This is a genomic window from Comamonas sp. Z3 (assembly GCF_008121565.1).
Lineage (GTDB): Bacteria > Pseudomonadota > Gammaproteobacteria > Burkholderiales > Burkholderiaceae_C > Comamonas > Comamonas brasiliensis.
This window is the reverse complement of the sequence record NZ_VOQU01000002.1, coordinates 88,253-111,004: the sequence shown is the minus strand read 5'-3', so window position 1 is coordinate 111,004 and position 22,752 is coordinate 88,253. Positions and strand designations below refer to the sequence as shown.

The window sequence follows — 22,752 nt, the reverse complement described above, 5'->3', positions numbered from 1 at the left end:
CAGCAAGGCCAGAAAAACAAAGCGCGACACGGAGGTCGCGCTTTGTGCGGGCCGTGCCTGACCTGGCCGGGCCTGACCTGACCTGGCCGGGCCTACCGGATATGCGCGATCACGGCGCTCAAGGCCTGAGCAGTGCCTGGCTGCACGGCCAGCGTGATGCGGCCGCTCTTGTGGGCCGAAACCTGCATTTCCATCTTCATGGCTTCCATCACGGCGATCACATCGCCTTCCTTGACCTCGTCGCCATCGGCCACCTTCCAGGCATGCAGATTGCCGGCGATCGGCGAGATGACGGCATCGGGGTCCACGTTTTGCGACACTGCGGCCTGGGTCGCACCGGTCGCCGGCGCAGACAGTCCTTGCAGCAGCATGGCGGGCAGGCCCAGCTGCACGCGGCGGCCGTCGATCTCGATGGCGGTGCGCAGCAGGCTGGTGTCGGCCACGGGCTCGGCGCGGGCGGCTGCGGCCAGCGGCTCGGCAAATTCGGTCTCGATCCAGCGGGTGTGGACATTGAAGCCCGCAGCCCCCACAAAGTCGGCCTGATTCAGCACGGCCTTGTGGAAGGGCAGCACCGAAGCCACGCCCTCGATGCGGAACTCGGCCAGCGCACGTCGGGCACGGGCCAGGGCCTGCTCACGCGTGGCCCCCGTGACGATGAGCTTGGCCATCATGGAGTCAAACGTTCCGGGGATCACAGAGCCAGTTTCGACACCCGAATCGAGTCGCACACCCGGCCCCGAAGGTGGGGCAAAACGCGTGATCAGACCCGGCGTGGGCAGAAAGCCGCGCCCCACATCTTCGGCATTGATGCGGAACTCGATGGAATGGGCCCGTGGTGCCGGAGTCTGCGTGAAGGACAGCGGCAGACCGTCGGCCACGCGCAGCTGTTCCTGCACCAGATCGATGCCCGTGGTTTCCTCGGTCACGGTGTGCTCGACCTGCAGGCGGGTATTGACCTCGAGGAAGGAAATGGCGCCATTGCCGCTGAGCAGAAACTCCACGGTTCCGGCGCTGACATAGCCGGCTTGCGCACAGATCGCCTTTGCCGCACTGTGAATGCGTTCACGCTGCGCATCGGTGATGAAGGGTGCAGGAGCCTCTTCCACCAGCTTCTGGTTGCGACGCTGCAGCGAGCAATCGCGCGTGCCCAGCACCACCACATTGCCATGCGTGTCGGCAATCACCTGCGCCTCGATATGGCGCGGCTTGTCGAGGAACTGCTCCACAAAGCATTCACCACGACCGAAAGCCGTCACGGCCTCGCGCACGGCAGAGGCATAGAGCTCGGCCACCTCATCCATGCGCCAGGCGATCTTCATGCCGCGGCCACCGCCGCCAAAAGCAGCCTTGATGATGATGGGCAGACCATGCTGCTGGGCAAAGGCCAGCACTTCGTCGGCATCCTTGACGGGATCGGGCGTGCCGGCCACCAGCGGCGCACCGACCTGCAGCGCAATCTTGCGCGCCTCGACCTTGTCGCCCAACTTGGCGATGGTGTCGGGGCGCGGGCCGATCCAGATCAGACCCGCATCCAGCACGGCCTGCGCAAAGGCTTCGCTCTCGGACAGAAAGCCATAGCCTGGATGCACGGCATCGGCGCCCGAACGCTTGGCAATCGCAATCAGCTTGGCGATGTTCAGATAGGTGTCGGCAGGCTTGTCGCCATCGAGGCCGTAGGCCTCGTCGGCACGGCGCACGTGCAGGGCGTCGATATCGGCATCGGCATAGACGGCGACGGATTTCACGCCATAGTCGGCACAGGCGCGTGCAATGCGCACGGCGATCTCGCCACGGTTGGCAATCAGAACTTTGGTAATCATGGTTGCCACCTCAGGAAGCGTAAGACAGGGATGCGAGACCGCCGCCGCCTGCTGCGCAGGCCCGGCAATCTGGTGAAACAACTGCTGCGCAGCTGTTTTCGCCACGGTTGGCAATCAGAACTTTGGTAATCATGGTTGCCACCTCAGCAAGCGTAAGACAGGGATGCGAGACCGCCGCCGCCTGCTGCGCAGGCCCGGCAATCTGGTGAAACAACTGCTGCGCAGCTGTTTTCGCCACGGTTGGCAATCAGAACTTTGGTAATCATGGTTGCCACCTCAGCAAGCGTAAGACAGGGATGCGAGACCGCCGCCGCCTGCTGCGCAGGCCCGGTAATCTGGTGAAACAACTGCTGCGCAGCTGTTTTCGCCACGGTTGGCAATCAGAGCTTTTTTCATCAAGTCACTCCTCACTCCGCGACTGCAGGCACCAGCTCTGCAAAGGTGCGGATGGGGTTGAAACGAATCCAGGCCCCTACGGGAATCTGTCCCGCAAGATCCAGATGATGAGGTGCCACGCAGCCGATCACGGGATAGCCGCCGGTCAGCGGATGGTCGGCAAGAAACAGCACGGGCTGGCCGCTGGCGGGAACCTGGATGGCCCCCAGCGGCGTGCCTTCGCTGGGCAGCTCGCTGCTCACGGCGCGCGTCAGCGCCTGTTCTCCGGCCAGTCGCAGGCCCACGCGATTGGACTGGGGCGTGACCTGCCAGCGCTGGACGGCCAGCAAGGCTACGGCCTCGGGCGTGAACCAGTCGGTACGCGGCCCCAGTTCCACATCCAGCAACACTTCGCCGTCCGGGGCCGGCAGCTCCTGCAGCGGCAGGGCCAGCTCGGCCACCACGGCATGGGGGGCCGGCAGCACCGCCAGCAACTGCCCAGTTTGCAGAGCGGGCGGACCGACATGGGCCAGGGTGTCCGTCGAAGCGCTGCCCAGCACGGGAGCCACTTCGTAGCCGCCGCGCACCGCCACATAGCAGCGGGCACCGGCCACGGGCTGGCCCAGGCTCAGCGTGTCCCCATCGGCCAGCGCAATCGCAGCGCAGCGCGGCGCAGACCAGCGGCGCCCGTCGGCCGTGGTGATGCTGAGAGGAGCGTCCGCGCCGGTCACGGCCACTACGTTCTCGCCCACGCTTTGCAGCGACAGGCCACCGCCTACCGTCTCCAGCACCGGCTGCTGGCTGGCATTGCCGACCAGCCGGTTGGCCGCCTTGAACGCCGCCTGATCCATGGCACCCGAGGCCGAAACGCCCTGGCCGGCCTGGCCATGGCGACCTCTATCCTGAAACAACGTGAGCAGGCCTGTGGCGCGCACACGCAAGGCCGCAGCATTTGCTTTTAAATTCGTAGCTGCTTGCGTTTGACCCTTATTGATTTCATCTACTTTACTAGCTGAAATCGAACTGGATAGAGCGCTGGCAGCTTCTGTTTGCGTAGCAATATCGACAAACTGCACGCGGTAGCCGGGCTGCAGCAAGGCCGGCAGGTCGCGCGCCAGATCCCACATCGCGGCATCGGTCACGCCGATGATCTGCCAGCCGCCGGGGCTGGCCTGGGGGTAGACCGCGCTGAAGCTGCCGGCCAGCGCCACGGCGCCCGCAGGCACCTTGGTACGTGGCGTGGCCCGGCGCGGCACATTGAAGACGGGGTCGCCGCCGCTCAGATAGGCAAAGCCCGGCGCAAAGCCGGTAAAGGCCACCGACCATTCGCTGCCCGTGTGGCGGCGCACCACCTCTTCGGCCGTGAGGCCCAGTATCTGGGCGACTTCGGCCAGATCCTCGCCGTCATAGCGCACGGGAATCTGCACCAGCACGTCCGAGCGCTGCACGCTGCCGCTCAGATCGCAGGCGGCAATGCGCCGCACCAGCTGCGCCGCGCCGATGATATGGGGCGCAAACTGTACAAGAATGGTGCGCGCAGCAGGCACCAGCTCCTGCACGCCTTCAATGGGACTAGCCTGCAGGGCCCCCAGCAGCACCAGCGTCTGCTGCAGGTCGGCCAGCTCCACCAGGATGGCGTGGCGGTTGACGGGCAAAAAGCGCATGGCACTCATGGCGCGGTGTCCACAAAGGAGGTGATCTGCACGCCCTCCTGCTCGAAGCGCTGGCGGATGTTGCGCGCAATGGCCACGGCACCGGGGCTGTCGCCATGCACGCAGATGGAGTCGGCCTGCACACGCACCAGAGTTCCGTCCACGGCCTCGATCACTCCCTCACGCACCAGGGTCAGCATGCGCTCGGCGATCAGGTTTTCGTCGTGCAGCACGGCACCGGGCTCGCGGCGCGAGACCAGGGCGCCATCGGGCGTGTATCCGCGATCGGCAAAGGCCTCGGCCACCACGCTGAGGCCGGCATCGCGGGCCCACTCGATCAGGGGCGCCCCGGCCAGCGCCATCAGCACCAGCCTGGGATTGATGGCCTTGATGGCATTGATCACATCCATGGCCTGACGCTTGTCCTGGGCAATGGTGTTGTAGAGCGCGCCGTGCGGCTTGACATACTGGACGCTGGTGCCGGCAGCCTGCGCAAGGCCCTGCAGAGCGCCGATCTGATAGATCACGTCGGCCACCAGATCGCCGCTGGCCACATCCATGTTGCGGCGCCCGAAACCCGACAGGTCGCGGTAGGCCACATGCGCGCCCACGACCACGCCGCGCGCCTTGGCGGCCCTGAGCGTGGCCAGTATCCCGGCCGCGTCGCCGGCATGAAAGCCGCAGGCCACATTGGCGCTGCTGACGATGTCCAGCATGGCCGCATCATCGCCCATGCGCCAGGCGCCGAAGCTCTCGCCCAGATCGCTGTTCAAATCCATTTTCATCATTCTTCTCCCGGTCGGCATCAATGCAGCTGACCTGCGTGTTCCTGCAAATCCTGCTGCACCGTCATGGCCGTATGAATGGCTGTGCGGATGCCCTGAATCTGTGTCTCCAGCGCCATGCTGGCCATGCCTGGCTGGCGCGCGGCCTGCTGCGGCAGCGCGGGTATGTGAATAAAGCCGCCGCGCACGCCAGGGCCCGCACGGCGCGACAGCCTGTGCATCAGGGCATAGAACACATGGTTGCAGACAAAAGTGCCCGCCGTGTTCGACACCGCAGCCGGAATGCCCGCGTCCCGCAGATGGCGCACCATGGCCTTGATGGGCAGGGTCGAGAAGTAGGCAGCGGGCGCATCGCGCACCACGGACTGGTCGACGGGCTGATGGCCCGCGTTGTCCGGAATGCGGGCATCGTCGATATTGATGGCCACACGCTCCGGCGTGATTTCAGTGCGCCCGCCGGCCAGCCCCAGGCTGATGATCAGCGTGGGCTGCAGCCTGGCCAGCGCCTCGTCGAGCGCCTCCATGGCCGCACCGAACACGCAGGGCAGTTGCACGGAATGCACCACGCCATCCGCAATCAGCTCGCCGTTCAGCGCGCGCGCCACTTCCCACGAGGGGTTGACGCTATCTTTGTCGAAGGGCTCAAAGCCGGTCAGCAGGATTCGGTGGGCAGCCTCAGTCATGGCAACTCTCTCTTATCGGAACATCAGGAAGTTGAGCAGGAACACATTGACGATCAGCAGCGTGATGGCCGTGGGAACCTGCGCACGGATGACGGCATTCTTGTCAATTTCCAGCAGTGCTGCGGGCACCAGGTTGAAGTTGGCCGCCATGGGCGTCAGCAAGGTGCCGCAGTAGCCCGACAACATGCCGACTGCCGCCATCACGGCCGGGTCACCATGGTAGACGCCAACCAGCACGGGCACGCCCACACCGCCGGTCATCACCGGAAAGGCCGCAAAGCCATTGCCCATGATGACGGTGAACAGCGCCATGCCGATCACATACACGGCCACGGCCACAAAGCGCACATCCATATTGATGTAGGTGGTGGTCACATAGGCCACGGCCTTGCCCACACCGGCATCCGAGAACACCAGACCCAGCATGCCCAGCATCTGCGGCAGCACCAGGGCCCAGCCCAGTGCATCGATCAGGCGGTGCGACTCGCGCAGGCCCTGCACGGGAGTCTCGCGCGTCATCTTGCAGGCCAGCACCAGCGCGATCACGCAGCCGATGCCCAGACTGACCAGGGTGCTGTTCTTGGGGTCGATCAGGGGAGTGCCGCCAAAGACCAGATGCTTGGCCGACAGCGTGCCCACCATGGTGATCAGCGGGATGGCCAGCGCCGGCACGAACAGCTTGTTGCCCAGGCGCCTGGCGCTTTCCAGGTACTGTGCATCGGTGCGCGGCTGATGCTTGCCGCCCATCACGCCGCCGAAACCGGCAATCAGGGCCATGACGACCGCCACCGCCCCCACCCATACGGGCGGCAGCAGATCGCCAACGAGGAACACCAGCGCATACAGCGCCCAGAACAGGCCCGCCGAGAAACGGCGCGGGTTGCTGCCGTCGCGCAGCGTCATCACGGCCGTCACCGCCAGCACCAGGCCGACGAGGTAGTACAGGTATTGAATGGTGATGGTCATGCCTGTTCTCCCTGGGCAGCTTTCTTTTCCGCAGCAATTTCACGCGCCAGCTGCCTGTCCAGGCGATGCAGGCGCAAGGCATGGATGGCGAAGGCCGAGATGGCCGTTGGAATGCCCCACAGCGCGACATGGATCGGTTCGACCTCGATGCCGGCCTCCTTCAGGAAGGTGGTCATCAGCACGATCGCGCCAAAGGCCACGAAGATATCTTCACCAAAGAACAGGCCCACGTTGTCCGTGGCAGCCGACATGGCGCGCAGCTTCTCGCGCACCTTGACCGACAGCTTGCCGTAACGGCTTTCCGTCGCGCCTTCGGCCATGGGCGCCAGCAGCGGACGCACCATCTGGGGATGACCGCCCAGGCTGGTCAGGCCGATGGCAGCGGTAAGTTGACGCGCTGCCAGGTAGACGATCAGCAGGCGGCCGGCAGTGGCCGACTTGATGGAGCTGATCCAGTTTTGCGCATGCTGACGCAGGCCATGGCGCTCCAGCAGGCCGATCACGGCCAGCGGCAGCAAGATGATGAGCGGCAGATTGCGGGTCTTGATGAAGCCGGCCCCGATGGCGGCCAGCACCTTGTCCAGCGGAAAGCCCGCCGCGAAGGCAGTGCCGATGGCGGTCACGATGACCACCAGCATGGGATTAAAGCGCAGCGCGAAGCCGGCAATGATGATGAGCACGCCGATCAGCGGCCACAGGTTTACGTCTACAGGCATGGAAGCCTCCGGAAATCACGCCCTGATCCGCTGCGCGGCGGGCCCTACCAAAGACGGGAACGCTCTCAGCAACCCGCCCAGCTCTTTTGAGGAAGGCTGGGCAGCTCTGCTTCAGACCTGCCTCATTCCCCTAATTGTTGAACAATCTATTTATATTGATTCCACAAATGAAATTGTTTGCAGAACAAATAGACTTTGTAATAGAGCAAACCCTAGGTATCGCCAATCTTCTCGACGTCTCTGAGTCAACAGAACGATGGCTACACTCTGGCGACAGCAAAAAGGGAATGCCATGAAAGTCGCAGCAGAGGTCCAGAATCTGACCGAACGCATCGCCGAAGAAATACGCAGCCAGCTGGTCAAGGGCGTGCTGAGCCCGGGCCAGCGTCTGTCCGAAGCGGCACTCAGCGAAGCGCTGGATATTTCGCGCAACACCTTGCGCGAGGTGTTCCGCATGCTGACCAAGGAAGGTCTGCTGGTGCATGAGCCCAACAAGGGCGTATCGGTGGCCGTGCCAAGCATGGCGTCCATCATCGATATCTATCGCGTGCGGCGCATGATCGAGTGCCAGGCCCTTGCACAGGCTTACCCCATGCACCCTGCACTGACGCGGATGCGCGAGGCCGTGGAAAGCGGCCAGCGGCACAGCGAGACCGAGGACTGGTCCGAGGTGGGTACCGCCAATATGGCGTTTCACAAAGCCATCGTGGCCCTGGCCGACAGCGAACGCCTCAACGAGATGTTCTCGCACCTGCTGGCGGAGCTGCGCCTGGCCTTCGGCCTGCTGCGCGACCCGCATTTTCTGCATGCACCCTATGTGAGCATGAACCTGAAGATCTTGCAGATCTTCGAAGCCGGCAGGCCCGCAGAGGCGGCGCAGGAACTCAGTGCCTATCTGGTGCACTCGGAGCGCATCATTCTGGCCGCCTATGCACGGCGTCTGGCAGAAGCAGGAATCAAGGCTCCCTGACCATTTTTGTTCAACAATCCCTCACTCCCCACTAGAGACCATAAAGACAACGCCCTACGCTTCATAAAACTCGTTGAAATCCCTCATGGATGTTTGTTGAGACAAATGCTACTTTTGGCACAACTCTTGCCTGAGTTCATTCGTCCGCATCTCTTATCCGAGGAGTTTTCATGAAGCGTCGCTTTTTCTGCGCCACCGCCACCTTGCTCGCCGGCATCGGCATTGCCGGTCATGCCATGGCACAAACCAAGTGGGATTTCGCCACCGCATACGGACCAGGAAACTTTCACTCCAAGAACAACGAACTGTTCGTGAAGGATGTGGATGCCGCCACGGGCGGAAAGCTCAAGATCACGCCGCACTTTGGTGCATCGCTGTTCAAGATGCCCGAAATCAAGCGTGCCGTGCAGACCGGCAATGCACAGATGGGCGAATTCTTTCTGGTGAGCTTTCAGAATGAGTCGCAGATCTTCGGTGTCGATGGACTCCCGTTCCTGGTGAGCAACTATGACGATGCCTACAAGCTCTACCAGGCCCAGAAACCCGCGCTGCAAAAGCTGCTGGACAAGCAGGGACAGGTGCTGCTGTATTCCGTGGCCTGGCCGCCCCAGGGCATCTACACCAAGAAGCCCATCAACTCCGCGGCCGATCTCAAGGGCATGAAGTGGCGCGTCTACTCCCCGACCACAGCCCGCATTGGCGAGCTGATCGGCGCCCAGCCCGTGACCGTGCAGGAGGCCGAGCTGTCCCAGGCTCTGGCGACCGGCGTGGTGGATGGCCTGATCACCTCCAGCGCAACCGGTGCCGACAACAAGCTGTTTGAAAGCCTGAAGTACTACTACAACGTGCAGGCCTGGATTCCCAAGAATGCCGTGACCGTGAGCAAGAAGGCCTTCGGCGCACTGGACAAGAGCACGCAGGAGGCCGTGCTCAAGGCCGCTGCCGCCGCCGAGCAGCGCGGCTGGAAAGAGTCCAGGGAAGTGGATGCGCGCTCGATTGCCGCCCTCAAGCAAGGCGGCATGCAGGTCGAGCAGCCCTCCGCCCAGCTCAAGGCAGACCTGGGCAAGATCGGTGCGACCGTGATCAAGGAATGGACGGACAAGGCCGGCGCTGACGGCCAGTCCATTCTCGACGGCTACAAGGCTGGCAAGTAAGGCGCAGATTGCATCGGCTCGCCCGGCCCCGGCATTCGGGGCGGGTGGCCGATGACCTCATCCGCTCAGGAAGACAAGCATGCGCAAGTTACTCAATGGTTTATATGAAGGCAGTGCCTGGCTTGCCGGCATCGCCATGATCGGCGTGCTGGCGATGGTGCTGCTGACCATCACCAGCCGGCTTTTTGGCTTCAGCGCCCCTGGCACCGACGCCTATGCAGGCTACGCCATGGCAGGTGCCGGCTTCATGGCCCTGGCCAGCACCTTGAAGAAAGGTGAACATATCCGCGTCACCTTGCTGCTGGGTGCGCTCAAGGGCCAAGCCTACAAGGCGCTGGAGCTGACCGCCCTGGGCGTCGCCACCCTTCTTTCGGCTTTTCTGGCTTTCTATTCCACACGGCTGGTCTGGCAGTCCTGGGAGATCGAGGACATCTCCGTGGGCATCGACGCCACACCGCTATGGATTCCGCAGATTTTCATGGCTCTGGGCACGATTGTTTTCTTCATCGCGTTCTGTGACGAACTGGTGCTGGAGCTGCTGGGCAAACGCAAGGCGGCAGAGAAGGAGGGAACCCCTCATGAATGAAATCACCGCAAGCATTGCACTGATCGTGGTGCTGCTGGTCCTGCTTGGCGGGGGCGTCTGGGTCGGACTGACGCTGGCGGGCGTTGCCTGGTTCGGCATGGAGTTCTTCACCGCGCGCGCTGCGGGCGATGCCATGGCCATGACCATCTGGAGCTCTGCCAGCAGCTGGACCTTGACGGCTTTGCCGCTGTTTGTCTGGATGGGCGAGATTCTCTACCGCACCAATTTGTCCGAGAGCATGTTTCGCGGTCTGGCACCCTGGGTCAACGCGCTGCCGGGCCGCCTGCTGCACACCAATGTCATCGGCTGCACGATTTTTGCTGCGGTGTCCGGCTCCTCGGCCGCCACCTGCGCCACCGTGGGCAAGATGAATGTGCCCGAGCTGCGCAAGCGCGGCTATCCCGAGAACATGGTGATCGGCTCGCTGGGCGGCCCCGCCACGCTGGGCCTGCTGATCCCCCCATCCATCATCTTGATCGTCTATGGCGTGTCGGCCGAGCTGTCGATCTCCAAGCTCTTCATGGCAGGCGTGCTGCCGGGCATCATGCTGGCACTGATGTTCAGCGGCTGGATCATGATCTGGGCCTTGATGAACCCGGACAAGGTGCCCAAGGCCGACAGCTCCATGAGCTTCAGGCAAAAAGTCTACGAGTCGCGGCACCTGATCCCCGTCGTGCTGCTGATCTCGGGTGTGATTGCCAGCATTTACAGCGGCATTGCCACCGCAACCGAAGCGGCCGGCATAGGCGTGACGGGAGCGCTGATTCTGTCGGCCCTGCAAGGAGCTCTGACCTGGAAGAACTTCAAGGAATCGCTGTTCGGAGCCACCCGCCTGTACTGCATGATTGCGCTGATCCTCGCCGGTGCAGCCTTCATGACCTTGTCCATGGGCTATATCGGCCTGCCACGCCAGCTGGCCGAATACGTGGGCAGCCTGAACCTCTCGCCCGCCATGCTGATTGCGGTGCTGGGGCTGTTCTACATTCTCATAGGCTGCTTTCTGGACGGCATCTCCACCATTGTGCTGACCTCCAGCGTGGTTCTGCCCATCATCCAGGCCGCAGGCATCGACCCACTATGGTTCGGCATCTTCCTCGTGATCACGGTGGAGACCGCCCAGATCACGCCACCGGTAGGCTTCAACCTGTTCGTGCTCCAGGGCATGACGGGCAAGCAGATCACCTATCTGGCCCGCGTCTGCGCACCGTACTTCCTGCTGATGGTGCTGGCGCTCGTGATACTGTGGTTCTTTCCGCAGATCGTGACCGTGCTGCCCAATAATATGTAAGCAAATTCGCTCTGCACAAACGCCCCGAAAGGGGCGTTTTTCATGGGCGAACCAGTATGGCTGCATGCATGCCAGAACATGTAGGTTTCAGCGCCGGGATGTGGATGCCGAATCCCTCTGACAGGGTGTTACGGAAAATGCGCACTACGCTGTTAGATTAGTCGGGTTAGCCATCCAGACACATCGCAATGAAAGAAAAAATCAACTTCATTGAGAGGGAGCGCCTCTACCGACATGAACTCAAACGCCGCCGCGTGAAGTTTCTGCCCATGCAGGTACTGCGCCGGGTCTTCAAAGCGGCAGGAGTCTAGCCAGCGCTGAAGCCAGCCATCCACCTGCCATGCCAACACAGAAAAGCGCTCCCATGGAGCGCTTTTTCATTCCTGCGAATGGGGGCCGCAGGCACAGACCCGGGATTCATGCGGCGTCCATTCCTTTTCCCATCCATCCCGCCGCCTGCCGTCAAAGCTTTGAGCTCTCGCTCAACCTTGCCGATGCGTCATCTCACGCCATCTTCGATCCCGCGAACCCTGCCGCCGTGAAAGCAATCAACTGCTCAATCACCTTTTCCACCGGATCACTCCGATGCCTGTCGTTGAGCATATGGCTGACACGCCCATTGTCTGAGCGGATATACATCATCGCACCATACATGCACTCCAGGCGCCACTGAAACTCCGTCTCACTCAGATGAGGTGTCACGCGACGCAGCAACAAGGCGAACCTCAGAGCGGTTTTGTCATACGCTTTGAATACGACCTCTCGGACTTCCTTCAGAGGATCCACCGAACACAGGGCAGCCACCCGGTTGAACGAGGACTCGTCCGAGCCATATGCAGTGCGCAATGCCGGAGCAATGAACGCCCGAAGCACTTCTTCAATGCTCGGAGGCTCGTTCGCATGACGCTGTTCAAGTTGCGCCAGCAAGGCTTCTCTCTGCGCATTGACCAGTTGCACGCGCTCTTCGAAAAGAGCCTTGAGCAAGCCCAGCTTGTTCTTGAAATGATAGTGAATCGCCCCCGTATCCACGTCTGCTTCAGCCATCACCGCTCTTAACGATGTCCCCGCGTAACCATGCTGCGCAAACAATTTTTCAGCCGCGCACAGCATGCGCTGCCTTGCCTGGGCACGTGGCCTGTCAACTCCCGAAGAAGTGACTTCCGCCTGTTCGGCTTGGCGCAGGGCAGCCCTTCTCCCCGATACGGCGGGAACATCAACGGAGGCAGTTTTTCTCATGACTGCGAATGATAGTGAGGTCACGTGATCGTCCTCTTGCGTAGTCTCCATTTTTGCATCAACATTCATTCAGTCGACTGACTGAATTCAGAAATACAAGGAGACAAACAATGAACATCTGGCGCCATGCATCCTCCCTCGTTATGGGGCTCACTTGCCTGGGAGTCGGCTCGCTCCAGGCGCAGGAGAATTTTCCGCATAGGCCACTGACCATCATCAATCCCTGGGCCGCAGGAAGCTCGACCGATGTCATGGCCAGGACTCTGGCGGAGGAAATGCACAAGCAGCTGGGTCAAAGCATCGTCGTGATCTCGCGTGAGGGAGGCTCCGGCGTCATTGGAATGAATGTGCTGGCCCAATCTCCCGCCGACGGCTTGACCATGGCTTTTACCCCCATGACGCCCATCACCATCCAACCGCATTACGTCAAGGGACTCAAGCTAAGTCCTGATGCCGTGCAACCGCTGTGCGGGGTGACCGAGAACATTCTGGGAGTGAGCGTGCGTGCCGACAGCCCCTACAAAACGATCGCGGAGTTGATTGCCGCCGCCAAACAGAAATCACTGAACTACGGCTCTCCCGGCCCCAACTCGGCCCCTTTTCTAGCCATAGATCAGCTCGAGCGAGACCAGAAGCTACAACTCAATCACATCCCATACAAGGGTGATGCGGGTTCGATCCAGGAATTGCTGGCAGGGCGCCTGGACTTTGTCAGCAGCATTGCAGCCTCTGCTGCACCTCAGGTTCGTGCCGGCAAGTTGCGGCTGTTGGCCGTTACTTCGGAACATCGTCATCCCGCGTTTCCCGACACTCCCACCTTCAAGGAACTGGGCATGAAGGTGCAGGAAGACTCTTTTGCAGGCCTCTTTGTTCCCCGTGGGGTTCCCGAGGCCGCACTGGCAAAGCTTGACGATGCCTGTGCCAAAGCCACCAAGTCTGAATCGGTCAAACGCATTGCCCAAAGCGGTGATCAGGTCGTGCACTACCAAAGCCGTCAGCAATGGGAAAAGCGCATTACCACCGAGTTTCGCAAGCAGGGCGAGGCAGCCAAGCGCAATGCCGGCACCAACTAATCCATCCATCACAGCCAGCTCATGAGCAACTACACAACCCCAGCGCCCATTCGCCGCGTCGTCACTGCCAACGATGAGCAAGGACGTTCCTATCTGGCCGAAGATGGCCCATCGCCCGCAATCCGCTTCGTGCCGGAACGGCCCGGATATCGCATCACCAATCTATGGCGAACTGATGCGGCCCCTGCAAACATCGGCTCACCCGACACCATTCATCTGCATCAGGGCGTTGCGCCCCCGCCGCTTGGTACCGTGCTACGCATTCTGGATATTCCTGCCGAGCCCGCCGACCCTCAGGAACTTCAGGCTGCTTTGAATGCGACGTTTTCACGCATGTATGGCGATGCCCATCGAAATGTTCAGCCCGGCGAGCATCCTGGCATGCATCGCACGGACTCCGTGGACTACGCGCTCATGCTGGAAGGAGAGCTGATTGCCATCATGGATAAGGAAGAGACCGTGCTGCGAGCGGGCGATGTTCTGATTCAGCGTGGAACCAACCATGCCTGGGCCAACCGCTCCGGTAAACCTGCTCGTATTGCCTTTGTGCTGGTTGCAGGCATCGACACAGATTGAGAGCCGGTCAGTAGCACACGAACATGCGGATGCCGGTGCCTGAGACTTGTTGAAGAACACCATGCACTCCTGAATCAACCCGATGGCCGAAGCTTGACCTGCCGAGCCCATCCGACGCCCAATAGAAAAAGCGCTCCAACGAGCGCTTTTCATCGCATTTAGCGATGCAGCCGACATCAGCTCCACCTGGATTTCATCGAGAAAAACTTTCCCGGGTCGCCTGAAACTGCGACTTCAGCCAGGAACGCTTTTCGCGGCAGAGACCGTCTGCTTATTCCACCGTGACCGACTTGGCCAGGTTGCGCGGCTTGTCCACATCGGTGCCGCGTGCCACCGCCGTGTGATAGGCCAGCAGCTGCAGCGGCACCACGTGCAGGATGGGGCTCAGCGCACCATAGTTCTCGGGCATGCGAATCACATGCATGCCTTCGCTGCTTTCGATATTGGTCTTGGCATCGGCCAGCACATAGAGAACACCGCCGCGCGCACGCACTTCCTGCATATTGCTCTTGAGCTTTTCCAGCAGTTCGTCGTTGGGCGCCACGGTGACCACAGGCATCTGGCTGTCCACCAGTGCCAGCGGGCCATGCTTGAGCTCGCCGGCGGGATAGGCCTCGGCGTGGATGTAGCTGATTTCCTTGAGCTTGAGCGCGCCTTCCAGAGCGATGGGGTAGTGAATGCCGCGACCCAGGAACAGTGCGTTTTCCTTCTTCGCAAAGTCTTCGGCCCAGCTGATGATCTGCGGCTCCAGTGCCAGCACGGATTGCAGGGCCACGGGAAGATGGCGCATGGCAGTCAGATACTGCTGCTCCTTCTCTTCCGTCAGGCGTCCCTTGGACTGGGCCAGCGCCAGCGTCAGCAGGAACAGGCCGGCCAGCTGCGTGGTGAAGGCCTTGGTCGATGCCACGCCGATCTCCACGCCGGCCCGGGTGATATAGGCCAGCTCGCACTCGCGCACCATGGCGCTGGTGGCCACATTGCAGATGGTCAGGCTGTGCTTCATGCCCAGGCTCTGGGCATGGCGCAGGGCCGCCAATGTATCGGCCGTCTCGCCCGACTGGCTGATGGTCACGATCAGGGTCTTGGGATCGGGCACGCTGGTGCGGTAGCGGTACTCGCTGGCCACTTCCACATTGCAGGGAATGCCGGCAATCGCCTCGATCCAATACTTGGCCGTGCAGCCGCTGTAATAGCTGGTGCCGCAGGCCAGAATCAGGACCCGGTCGATCTCCTTGAACACGCGCCAGGCAGCAGCACCGGTCTTGCCTTCCGAAGTGACCCCGTCAAACAGCTCGGGGGCAATGTTCTTCAAGCCCTCCAGCGTATCGCCCAGTGCGCGCGGCTGCTCGAAGATTTCCTTTTGCATGTAGTGGCGATAAGGGCCCAGCTCGGCTGCGCCGCTGTGTGCCATCACGGTCCTGACCGGACGCTGCTGCTCCGTCAGGCGCTCGCCGCTCCTGCTGATGACCCAGTAGCGTCCCGGCTGCAGATCGATCAGGTCGCCCTCTTCCAGATACACGATCTGATCGGTGACGCCCGCCAGCGCCATCGCGTCGCTGGCCAGGAAATGCTCGCCGCCGTCCTTGCCCACACCCAGAATCAGCGGGGAGCCGGCGCGGGCGCCGACCACACGCTGGGGCTCGTCCCGGTGCATCACGCCAATCGCGTAAGCACCATGCAGACGGGCTGTCGCGGCCTGCACGGCTTCGAAAAGATCGCCGCTGTAGAGGCTGTCCACCAGGTGAGCAATGACCTCGGTGTCGGTCTGGCTGGCAAATACATAGCCCTTGGCCTGCAGCTCGGTACGCAAGGCTTCGTAGTTCTCGATGATGCCGTTGTGCACCAGGGCCACGCGTGCCGGTGCATCGGTATCGGCCACGGCCGAGATGCCGGGGCCATGGCTGAAATGGGGATGGGCATTGCGCACCGCAGGCTCGCCATGGGTGGCCCAGCGGGTATGGGCAATGCCGGTGAAACCTTCCACATGTTCGGTCTTGACCTGCTCCATCAGCTCGGCCACGCGGGCTGTGGAACGCGCACGCTGCAGCCCGAGGCTCAGGCCGTTGGTGTCCGCGGCCTGCACCGCCACCCCACAGGAGTCATAACCGCGGTACTCCAGTCGCTGCAGACCCTGGACCAGAACCGGAACGATATTGCGATGAGAAACCGCAGCAACAATGCCACACATAGAGGTACACCTTAGGTTGATTGAGCGAGCATGCTATCTGCTGCAATGAAAAATTTTCAATCAATAAAATTTTAAAAATGACTAAAAATTTCACCATTACTGCAGTTTGAATTTTTATTCAATAAAATTCATACAAATGAATGAAAATTCCATCAATCTGGACCACATCGACCTCCAGCTACTGCAGCAATTGCAGCGGGATGCCAGCCTGAGCAACCAGGCCCTGGCCCGGCTGCTGGAGCTGTCTGCCGCCACCTGCCTGCGCCGGGTCAAGCGGCTGCAGGAGCTGGGTCTGATCGAGAAACAGGTCGCCATCCTCAGCTGCGAACACATTGCGCGCTTCACTGGCCATGGGCTGCAGGCCATTGTGGAAGTCTCGCTGGACCGGCAGGACAGCGCCTCGCTGCTGCAATTCGAGCACAAAGCCGTTGCCGAGCCCGGCGTGCAGCAATGCTGGCGCGTCTCTCCCGGCCCCGACTTCGTCCTCGTCGTGGCCAGCACCGACATGCCAGCCTATCTGGCCTTGAGCCAGAAGCTGTTCACGCAGGACGCCAATGTGCGCAATGTCAAAGCCTTCTTCAGTCTCAAACGCGCCAAATTCAGTACCGAACTGCCTTTGCCAGCCCCTCATCATTAGGGACTTGCACGCCTTTATTCTTGAACCGCAATGTGTGGTGTAGATGCCGCGCAGGCGCCTTAATATTTGATACAAATTGTATTAATTCGATTATTCTCGCGATCTTGACTTAAGCCAAATCCACCAGATGCCCTTGCATCGAGATATTCACCGACGCACCTATCCTCTGCGCGCCTCTTATATGGCACTGGGCGGAGCAGTGGTAGCTGCGAGCCTGTCATATCTCCCGACCAATCTCGCCTGGTGGGCATTCACGGCGGTAAGTGCACTGGCGTGGCCACATATTGCTTTCTTGCATTCAAGCCGGCAACAGGATCAGTTCCAGGCGGAGTATTTCAACTCCCTGATCGATGCGCTGATCGTCGGTTGCTGGATCGCTCTGATGCACTGGAGTCTGCTGCCCGGCATCTGCATTCTGGCCATAGGCGTGGCCGACCGCTTCTATACCGGATTGAAGCGCCGCTGGCTGCCATCCCTGATCGCACTGCTGTGCGGCATGTTTTTCATGAGCCTGGCCATCACGCCCAGCCCGCAATGGGATGCGCCGCTGGCAGTGCAGCTGAGCCTGCTGCCGCTGATCGTTATGCACAGCGCCTATGCCAGCTGGTCCAACAGCCGCATGCTCAAGACTCTGGCCCGGCAGAATCTCCAGCTCAAGCTATTGGGGCGCATCGATCCGCTGACCACGGTATACAGCCGCGATTACTGGTGGAAAAAGGCCCGTGCCGCCCTGCACCAGCACCGCAGCGTCAAGGAGCAGACCTGTCTGCTGGTGATTGACATCGACCGTTTCAAAAGCGTGAACGATTTGTACGGTCATATTGTGGGCGACGATGTTTTGAAGCTGATCGGGCTGGCCATTAGAAACAGTCTGCGTAGCAACGATATTGCAGGGCGCTATGGCGGCGATGAATTCACCGTGCTGTGCAAGCACACCACGGCCAGGGAGGCATATTCCGTGGCCATGCGCATTTGCGAAAAAATTGCCCAGATACGCGTTCGCGATTATCCGCAGCTGCAGATCAGCGCAAGCATCGGCGTTGCCGCAGCCGATGACAGTTTCGGCTCGGTGACCGAATGGATCAAAGCGGCCGACAGCGCGCTCTACAGCGCCAAGAGCGGCGGGCGCGACCAGGTGATGGATGCCACCCAGCAGCCCGAGAGGCAGCACAGCCCCTCCACCATGCCCATGCGACCCGAGTCGACACGGATCAGCGCGGCGGGCTCCGGGCAGGAAAGCCTGGACCGCGACGTGGTCTGACCACTTAGGGCAGACAGGTGGGCAAGTGCATCTGCAGCTGGCATCCCGCATTGAGCTGCGCCTGAAGTTCCGCCTCGCCGCCATGGCGGCGGCAGACGTCGCGCACCAACGCCAGGCCGATGCCCAGGCCCTCGAACTCGGCTTCGCGATGCATGCGCTGAAAGACGCCAAACAGCTTGCCCGAGCGCGCCTGCTCGAAGCCGACGCCGTTGTCCGTCACCGAGATGGAGCAGCCGCCTTGCCCGTCGCGCTGCACGTCGACCTGAATGCGTGCCAGCGGCATAGCTCTCGTGAATTTGACGGCATTGGTCAGAGCTGCATCCAAAGCCAGCTCCAGCAGATGCGGATCGGCCTGCAGCTTTGGAGCCGCAGCAGGCAGACACCACTCGATGCGCCGGCCTTGCGTGCCCGCCTGCAGACGCTGGCGCAGACTGCCCAGCAAGCCCGACAAGTCCACGGGTTGCGGCTGCAGCACATGGCGCTGGGCCCGGGCCAGCTGCAGCAAGCCTTCGAACATGGCCGCCATGCGCTGGGCGGACTGGTCCATGGTCTGCAAAAAGCTGCGCGCCTCTTCGAGGTCCTCGACACCAGGGCCGGGGGACTGCAGCAATTCGGCAATCAACGGGTTGAAAGCCAGCAGATGGCGCAGCGGGGCCCGCAGATCATGCGAGACCGCATGCACCCATTCCTGCTGGGCCGTGCGCAAGGCGGCCAGCTCGGCCTCGCGTCTGGCCAGCAGCGCCAGCGCCTCGTCCAGCGTCCGAGGCACCTTGCTTTCAACAACTGGCTGCATGGGTTCCATCAGGCTTTGGGCAGCTTTTCGGGGCGCTTCCAGTTGCGGATGCTGACCTGCCTGCCGCGTCCGACCGTCAAGGCACCCACCTCGGTGTTCTTGGTCACGGTGGAGCCGCCGCCCACCGTGCCGCCGGCGGCAATGGTCACGGGAGCCACCAGCACGCAGTTGCTACCGATATGCACATCGGCCTCGATCACGGTACGGTGCTTGTTCACGCCGTCATAGTTGGCAGTGATGCTGCCTGCGCCATAGTTCACGCGTTCACCCACCGTGGCATCGCCCAGGTAGGCCAGGTGATTGGCCTTGGCGCCGTCGGCCAGGGTGGAGTTCTTCACCTCGACGAAGTTGCCGATATGCACTTCTCGACCCAGCTTGGCGCCGGGGCGCAGGCGGGCAAACGGTCCGATCAGCGCGCCCTGGCCCACTTCCACACCGGCCTTCTCGCCGTCGATGTGGGTGAAGGGATGGATCACGGCATCGTCGGCAATGCTCACATTGCTGAGATGGCAGTTGGCGCCGATCCTGGCGCCGACACCAATCGTCACCTTGCCGGCAAAGATGCAGTTCACGTCGATTTCCACATCCTGGCCGCAGCTCAGGCTGGCCTTGGTGCCGCGAGCATCGTCACGCAGGTCGAAGCGCGCAGGATCGGCCATGCGCACGCCCTGCTCCATCAGCTGACGCGCCTGGCGCAGCTGGTGCGCCCGCTCCAGCTCTGCCAGTTGCAGCGGACTGTTGACGCCTGCCACCTGCAGTGCATCGGCAATGCGGTGGCCCACCACGGGCACGCCGTCGGCCACGGCCATGGCGACGATATCGGTCAGGTAGTACTCGCCCTGGGCATTGTTGTTGTCGAGCCTGGCCAGCCATGCGGTCAGATGCCTGGCAGGCACGGCCATGATGCCGCTGTAGATCTCGGTGATGGCACGTTCGGTTTCGCTGGCGTCCTTTTGCTCGACGATGCGCTGCACCGTGCCGGCATCGTTGCGCACGATGCGGCCGTAGCCCGTGGGATCGGCCATGGTCACGGAGAGCAGCGCCATCTTGTCGCTGCCTGCGGCATCGAGCAGACCCTGCAGCGTGTCGGCCTGGGTCAGCGGCACATCACCCGACAGCACCACGACCAGGCCATCGTCCTTGAGCGCAGGCACGGCCTGCTGCACGGCATGGCCGGTTCCCAGCTGGGGCTCCTGGCGCACAAACTTCAGGTCCATGGAGCCATCCGCGCCATTGGCGGTGGTGATGGCAGCTTCCACTTCCGCAGCACCATGGCCCGTCACCACCACGGCCGAGCGCGCCTTGAGCTGCGCCGCGGTGTCCAGCACATGCTGCAACAGGGCGCGACCGGCCAGCTTTTGCAGCACCTTGGGATGGCGGCTTTTCATGCGGGTGCCTTTGCCGGCAGCCATGACGACGATGTCCAGAGGTGCAGTCATATTGATTTGTGGGATGAAAACCGCCTGATTATCGACCCATAGCCGACGTCGGCAACTGCAAGCGCGGGCAACAGTGGCTGCAAACGCCTTATGCTTGCCCTGCCATGCCTCATGCCACCACCAGCCCCACTCCGCTGCTTCGTACCCGCGCCATCGGTGCCGGCCATCTGCGCGCCTTTCTGGCCGTGGCCCGGCACCTGAACTTTCGAGCCGCAGCGGACGAGCTGGCGCTGACCCAGTCCGCTGTCAGCCGCCAGATCCAGTCGCTGGAAGACGAGGTGGGCATCCCGCTGTTCCTGCGCCATTCGCGCGCCGTGGAGCTGACCGGGGCCGGTGCCCAGCTGCTGCATGCGGCGCAACCCGCACTGGAGTCGATCGACGCCACGGTGCGCCAGATCCGCCAGACCGTGGGCCGCAAGAGCGTGGCCATCACCACCTGGGCCAGCTTTGCCGCCATGTGGCTGATTCCGCGTCTGGAGGCGTTCCAGCGCGCCCATCCCGATATCGACATTCGCATCGACACGGGCGACGCAGTGGTGGATCTGGAAACCACCGATGTGGACCTGGCCATACGCTACAGCGCCGGCGTCTCCGATGCCTCGGCAAAGGCCCTGTTCGGTGAAGAGCTGGTGCTGGTCGCCAGCCCCACCTTACTCAGAAGCGGCCCTGCCGTGCGCAGCCCCGCCGATGCGGCCCACTACACGCTGATTGAAACCGGCGACGTACATCGCATGCCCCAGCTGGAGTGGCTGAGCTGGCAGCGCTGGTTTGCCGCCAACGGCTGCGACCAGCTGCAGCCGCCGCGCTGGCTGTACTTCAACTACGCCCACCAGATCGTGCAGGCCGCGCTGGCCGGCCAGGGCCTGGCCATCGCGCGCCTGCCGCTGGTGGCCGATGCGCTGGCGGCCGGCAGCCTGATCGAGGTATTGCCCGAACATCGCCTGGCGTCGCCGCTGTCGTACTGGCTGCTGCAAGGCCCGCGCAGCAGCGAGCGACCCGAGGTACAGGCTTTCTGTCAGTGGCTGATGGAGCAAGCCCGCCAGACACGCGACGCCATGCGGGGCGCGGGCGAGCCGACCCCATAAAAAAAGAGAGCTGCCAACGCTTGATCCACCTTTGTTTCAAATACAAAATGAATTGAAACGTAGATGTATCAAGCGTAAGAAGCTCTCATTTTGATGACTGATACCTTCGACAGACCATGTCGGCAAGGACGGCGCCTTGCCCTGTTGCGCGCAGCGGTGACGCGCCGCTCAGCTCAGCGTGACACGCGCAAACTTGCGCTTGCCCACCTGCAGCACAAAGGTGCCGGCATCCAGCTTCAGTGCGCGGTCGCTGATGACGTTGCCGTCGATGCGCACGCCGCCGCCATCGATCAGGCGGTTGGCTTCGCCGGTCGATGCAGCCAGATTGGCCTGCTTGACCAGCGCACCAATACCCAGCGGAGCACCGGGCAGGTTGATTTCAGGGATGTCATCGGGGATGCCGCCCTTGGAGCGGTTGATGAAATCCTGCTCGGCCGCCTCGGCCGCCGCTGCGCTGTGGAAGCGTGCGGTGATTTCCTTGGCCAGGGCCACCTTGGCATGCTTGGGGTTGCCGCCGGCCTCGATCTCGGCCTTGAGCGCGGCGATATCGGCCAGGCTCTTGAAGGACAGCAGGGTGTACCAGTCCCACATCAGCTCGTCCGAGATCGACAGCACCTTGGCGAACATGGTGTTGGCGTCCTCGGTGATGCCGATGTAGTTGTTCTTGGACTTGGACATCTTGTGCACGCCATCCAGGCCCACCAGCAAAGGCATTGTGAGCACACACTGCTGCTCCTGACCATACTCGGCCTGCAGATGTCTGCCCATCATCAGATTGAACTTCTGATCGGTGCCGCCCAGCTCCAGATCGGACTTGAGCGCCACCGAGTCATAGCCCTGCAGCAGCGGATAGAGAAACTCGTGCAGGCTGATGGAGCTGCCGTCGGTGAAGCGCGTATGGAAGTCGTTGCGCTCCATCATGCGCGCCACCGTGTACTTGGCCGACAGCTGGATCATGCCGCGCGCGCCCAGCTGGTCGCACCACTCGCTGTTGTAGCGCACCTCGGTCCTGGCCGGGTCCAGCACCTTGGCGGCCTGGGTGTAATAAGTCTCGGCGTTGGCCTTGATCTGCTCGGCCGTCAGCGGCGGACGCGTGGAGTTGCGGCCCGAAGGGTCGCCGATCAGCGTGGTGAAGTCGCCGATCAGAAAGATCACCTGATGACCCAGGTCCTGCAGCTGGCGCATCTTGTTGAGCACCACGGTGTGCCCCAGGTGGATGTCGGGAGCTGTCGGGTCCAGGCCCAGCTTGATGCGCAGGGGCACACCGGTGGCTTCGGACCTGGCCAGTTTCTGGACCCACTCGTCCTTGGGCAGCAGCTCATCGACTCCACGCAGAGTGACTTCCAGCGCCTGGTTCACTCTGTCGGTCACGGGAAAACTTGTAACAGCAGATTGATTCATAAGGGTTTTTCGGCAGGCGAGGTAGGACGCGGCCGATATACTTGGAGGTTTGGTGTTACGGTCAATTC

The 22,752-nt window shown here is 62.0% G+C and carries 20 protein-coding genes; 9 read left to right on the top strand and 11 right to left on the bottom strand.

What is annotated here, in order from left to right; genetic code table 11:
- Positions 1–92: 92 nt before the first annotated feature.
- The 6 genes from FSY59_RS05200 to FSY59_RS05175 all read right to left on the bottom strand — a co-directional run bounded on the left by FSY59_RS05200 (position 93) and on the right by FSY59_RS05175 (position 6,997).
- Positions 93–1,817, bottom strand: a complete 1,725-nt coding sequence (locus FSY59_RS05200) for a biotin carboxylase N-terminal domain-containing protein (RefSeq protein WP_148728800.1) — start codon at positions 1,815–1,817, stop codon at positions 93–95.
- Positions 1,818–2,227: 410 nt separating this feature from the next.
- Positions 2,228–3,859 (bottom strand): urea amidolyase family protein, encoded by a 1,632-nt coding sequence (locus tag FSY59_RS05195; RefSeq protein ID WP_148728799.1) that lies wholly within the window; start codon positions 3,857–3,859, stop codon positions 2,228–2,230.
- Positions 3,860–3,864: 5 nt separating this feature from the next.
- Entirely contained in the window at positions 3,865–4,632 is a 768-nt protein-coding gene (locus FSY59_RS05190; protein WP_003058933.1) for a LamB/YcsF family protein, read from the bottom strand.
- Positions 4,633–4,652: 20 nt separating this feature from the next.
- Complete coding sequence (pcp, locus tag FSY59_RS05185; protein ID WP_003058936.1) at positions 4,653–5,315, bottom strand: pyroglutamyl-peptidase I; 663 nt, start codon at positions 5,313–5,315, stop codon at positions 4,653–4,655.
- 12 nt (positions 5,316–5,327) lie between these two features.
- Positions 5,328–6,281, bottom strand: coding sequence for a DUF979 domain-containing protein (locus FSY59_RS05180; RefSeq protein WP_003058938.1), 954 nt, complete (start codon positions 6,279–6,281; stop codon positions 5,328–5,330).
- A complete protein-coding gene (locus FSY59_RS05175) occupies positions 6,278–6,997 on the bottom strand; it encodes a DUF969 domain-containing protein (RefSeq protein ID WP_003058940.1) in 720 nt (239 codons plus the stop codon). Before FSY59_RS05175 ends, FSY59_RS05180 begins: the two co-directional genes overlap by 4 nt.
- Positions 6,998–7,289: 292 nt before the next feature.
- Between FSY59_RS05175 and FSY59_RS05170 the strand changes: the two genes are divergently transcribed.
- The 4 genes from FSY59_RS05170 to FSY59_RS05155 all read left to right on the top strand — a co-directional run bounded on the left by FSY59_RS05170 (position 7,290) and on the right by FSY59_RS05155 (position 10,995).
- On the top strand, positions 7,290–7,967 hold the full coding sequence (locus FSY59_RS05170) for a GntR family transcriptional regulator (RefSeq protein ID WP_003058942.1): 678 nt from the start codon (positions 7,290–7,292) through the stop codon (positions 7,965–7,967).
- Positions 7,968–8,137: 170 nt separating this feature from the next.
- The gene (locus FSY59_RS05165) at positions 8,138–9,121 is read left to right on the top strand and encodes a TRAP transporter substrate-binding protein (RefSeq protein ID WP_148728622.1); all 984 of its coding nucleotides are present in this window, start codon (positions 8,138–8,140) and stop codon (positions 9,119–9,121) included.
- A 79-nt stretch (positions 9,122–9,200) separates the two neighbouring features.
- Complete coding sequence (locus FSY59_RS05160; RefSeq protein WP_003058951.1) at positions 9,201–9,707, top strand: TRAP transporter small permease; 507 nt, start codon at positions 9,201–9,203, stop codon at positions 9,705–9,707.
- Positions 9,700–10,995 carry a TRAP transporter large permease gene (locus tag FSY59_RS05155; protein ID WP_003058954.1) on the top strand — a complete coding sequence of 432 codons (1,296 nt, stop codon included), beginning with the start codon at positions 9,700–9,702 and terminating at the stop codon, positions 10,993–10,995. Before FSY59_RS05160 ends, FSY59_RS05155 begins: the two co-directional genes overlap by 8 nt.
- 504 nt (positions 10,996–11,499) lie before the next feature.
- Here the strand turns inward: FSY59_RS05155 and FSY59_RS05150 are convergent.
- Complete coding sequence (locus FSY59_RS05150) at positions 11,500–12,300, bottom strand: TetR/AcrR family transcriptional regulator (RefSeq protein WP_255439172.1); 801 nt, start codon at positions 12,298–12,300, stop codon at positions 11,500–11,502.
- Positions 12,301–12,341: 41 nt separating this feature from the next.
- Here FSY59_RS05150 and FSY59_RS05145 point away from each other — a divergent pair, with 41 nt between their 5' ends.
- Positions 12,342–13,304 carry a tripartite tricarboxylate transporter substrate binding protein gene (locus FSY59_RS05145; RefSeq protein WP_148728621.1) on the top strand — a complete coding sequence of 321 codons (963 nt, stop codon included), beginning with the start codon at positions 12,342–12,344 and terminating at the stop codon, positions 13,302–13,304.
- A gap of 21 nt (positions 13,305–13,325) precedes the next feature.
- Positions 13,326–13,880 (top strand): cupin domain-containing protein, encoded by a 555-nt coding sequence (locus tag FSY59_RS05140; RefSeq protein WP_003058963.1) that lies wholly within the window; start codon positions 13,326–13,328, stop codon positions 13,878–13,880.
- Positions 13,881–14,151: 271 nt separating this feature from the next.
- Here the strand turns inward: FSY59_RS05140 and glmS are convergent, their stop codons facing one another.
- On the bottom strand, positions 14,152–16,068 hold the full coding sequence (gene glmS / locus FSY59_RS05135) for a glutamine--fructose-6-phosphate transaminase (isomerizing) (RefSeq protein ID WP_003058965.1): 1,917 nt from the start codon (positions 16,066–16,068) through the stop codon (positions 14,152–14,154).
- A gap of 136 nt (positions 16,069–16,204) precedes the next feature.
- Between glmS and FSY59_RS05130 the strand changes: the two genes are divergently transcribed.
- Positions 16,205–16,705 carry an Lrp/AsnC family transcriptional regulator gene (locus tag FSY59_RS05130; protein WP_148728620.1) on the top strand — a complete coding sequence of 167 codons (501 nt, stop codon included), beginning with the start codon at positions 16,205–16,207 and terminating at the stop codon, positions 16,703–16,705.
- 127 nt (positions 16,706–16,832) lie between these two features.
- Positions 16,833–17,966 (top strand): diguanylate cyclase AdrA, encoded by a 1,134-nt coding sequence (locus FSY59_RS05125; protein WP_003058968.1) that lies wholly within the window; start codon positions 16,833–16,835, stop codon positions 17,964–17,966.
- Positions 17,967–17,970: 4 nt separating this feature from the next.
- On the opposite strand, the gene FSY59_RS05120 is transcribed toward FSY59_RS05125, so the two are convergent.
- Both FSY59_RS05120 and glmU read right to left on the bottom strand, forming a co-directional pair.
- Positions 17,971–18,768 (bottom strand): ATP-binding protein, encoded by a 798-nt coding sequence (locus FSY59_RS05120; RefSeq protein ID WP_148728619.1) that lies wholly within the window; start codon positions 18,766–18,768, stop codon positions 17,971–17,973.
- Positions 18,768–20,198, bottom strand: coding sequence for a bifunctional UDP-N-acetylglucosamine diphosphorylase/glucosamine-1-phosphate N-acetyltransferase GlmU (gene glmU, locus FSY59_RS05115; RefSeq protein ID WP_148728618.1), 1,431 nt, complete (start codon positions 20,196–20,198; stop codon positions 18,768–18,770). The genes FSY59_RS05120 and glmU overlap by 1 nt, the downstream gene beginning before the upstream one ends.
- Positions 20,199–20,302: 104 nt before the next feature.
- On the opposite strand from glmU, the gene FSY59_RS05110 reads away from it, so the two are divergent.
- Complete coding sequence (locus tag FSY59_RS05110; protein WP_003058974.1) at positions 20,303–21,283, top strand: LysR substrate-binding domain-containing protein; 981 nt, start codon at positions 20,303–20,305, stop codon at positions 21,281–21,283.
- A gap of 168 nt (positions 21,284–21,451) precedes the next feature.
- Here the strand turns inward: FSY59_RS05110 and tyrS are convergent, their stop codons facing one another.
- On the bottom strand, positions 21,452–22,684 hold the full coding sequence (gene tyrS, locus FSY59_RS05105; RefSeq protein WP_043370788.1) for a tyrosine--tRNA ligase: 1,233 nt from the start codon (positions 22,682–22,684) through the stop codon (positions 21,452–21,454).
- Positions 22,685–22,752: the final 68 nt, after the last annotated feature.

What these genes read in the sequence shown, in the direction of transcription:
- FSY59_RS05195 (WP_148728799.1), bottom strand. Translation starts at nt 3,859, where the DNA reads ATGCGCTTTTTGCCCGTCAACCGCCACGCCATCCTGGTGGAGCTGGCC.
- FSY59_RS05190 (WP_003058933.1), bottom strand. Translation starts at nt 4,632, where the DNA reads ATGAAAATGGATTTGAACAGCGATCTGGGCGAGAGCTTCGGCGCCTGG.
- pcp (WP_003058936.1), bottom strand. Translation starts at nt 5,315, where the DNA reads ATGACTGAGGCTGCCCACCGAATCCTGCTGACCGGCTTTGAGCCCTTC.
- FSY59_RS05180 (WP_003058938.1), bottom strand. Translation starts at nt 6,281, where the DNA reads ATGACCATCACCATTCAATACCTGTACTACCTCGTCGGCCTGGTGCTG.
- FSY59_RS05175 (WP_003058940.1), bottom strand. Translation starts at nt 6,997, where the DNA reads ATGCCTGTAGACGTAAACCTGTGGCCGCTGATCGGCGTGCTCATCATC.
- FSY59_RS05170 (WP_003058942.1), top strand. Translation starts at nt 7,290, where the DNA reads ATGAAAGTCGCAGCAGAGGTCCAGAATCTGACCGAACGCATCGCCGAA.
- FSY59_RS05165 (WP_148728622.1), top strand. Translation starts at nt 8,138, where the DNA reads ATGAAGCGTCGCTTTTTCTGCGCCACCGCCACCTTGCTCGCCGGCATC.
- FSY59_RS05160 (WP_003058951.1), top strand. Translation starts at nt 9,201, where the DNA reads ATGCGCAAGTTACTCAATGGTTTATATGAAGGCAGTGCCTGGCTTGCC.
- FSY59_RS05155 (WP_003058954.1), top strand. Translation starts at nt 9,700, where the DNA reads ATGAATGAAATCACCGCAAGCATTGCACTGATCGTGGTGCTGCTGGTC.
- FSY59_RS05150 (WP_255439172.1), bottom strand. Translation starts at nt 12,300, where the DNA reads ATGAATGTTGATGCAAAAATGGAGACTACGCAAGAGGACGATCACGTG.
- FSY59_RS05145 (WP_148728621.1), top strand. Translation starts at nt 12,342, where the DNA reads ATGAACATCTGGCGCCATGCATCCTCCCTCGTTATGGGGCTCACTTGC.
- FSY59_RS05140 (WP_003058963.1), top strand. Translation starts at nt 13,326, where the DNA reads ATGAGCAACTACACAACCCCAGCGCCCATTCGCCGCGTCGTCACTGCC.
- glmS (WP_003058965.1), bottom strand. Translation starts at nt 16,068, where the DNA reads ATGTGTGGCATTGTTGCTGCGGTTTCTCATCGCAATATCGTTCCGGTT.
- FSY59_RS05130 (WP_148728620.1), top strand. Translation starts at nt 16,205, where the DNA reads ATGAATGAAAATTCCATCAATCTGGACCACATCGACCTCCAGCTACTG.
- FSY59_RS05125 (WP_003058968.1), top strand. Translation starts at nt 16,833, where the DNA reads ATGCCCTTGCATCGAGATATTCACCGACGCACCTATCCTCTGCGCGCC.
- FSY59_RS05120 (WP_148728619.1), bottom strand. Translation starts at nt 18,768, where the DNA reads ATGGAACCCATGCAGCCAGTTGTTGAAAGCAAGGTGCCTCGGACGCTG.
- glmU (WP_148728618.1), bottom strand. Translation starts at nt 20,198, where the DNA reads ATGACTGCACCTCTGGACATCGTCGTCATGGCTGCCGGCAAAGGCACC.
- FSY59_RS05110 (WP_003058974.1), top strand. Translation starts at nt 20,303, where the DNA reads ATGCCTCATGCCACCACCAGCCCCACTCCGCTGCTTCGTACCCGCGCC.
- tyrS (WP_043370788.1), bottom strand. Translation starts at nt 22,684, where the DNA reads ATGAATCAATCTGCTGTTACAAGTTTTCCCGTGACCGACAGAGTGAAC.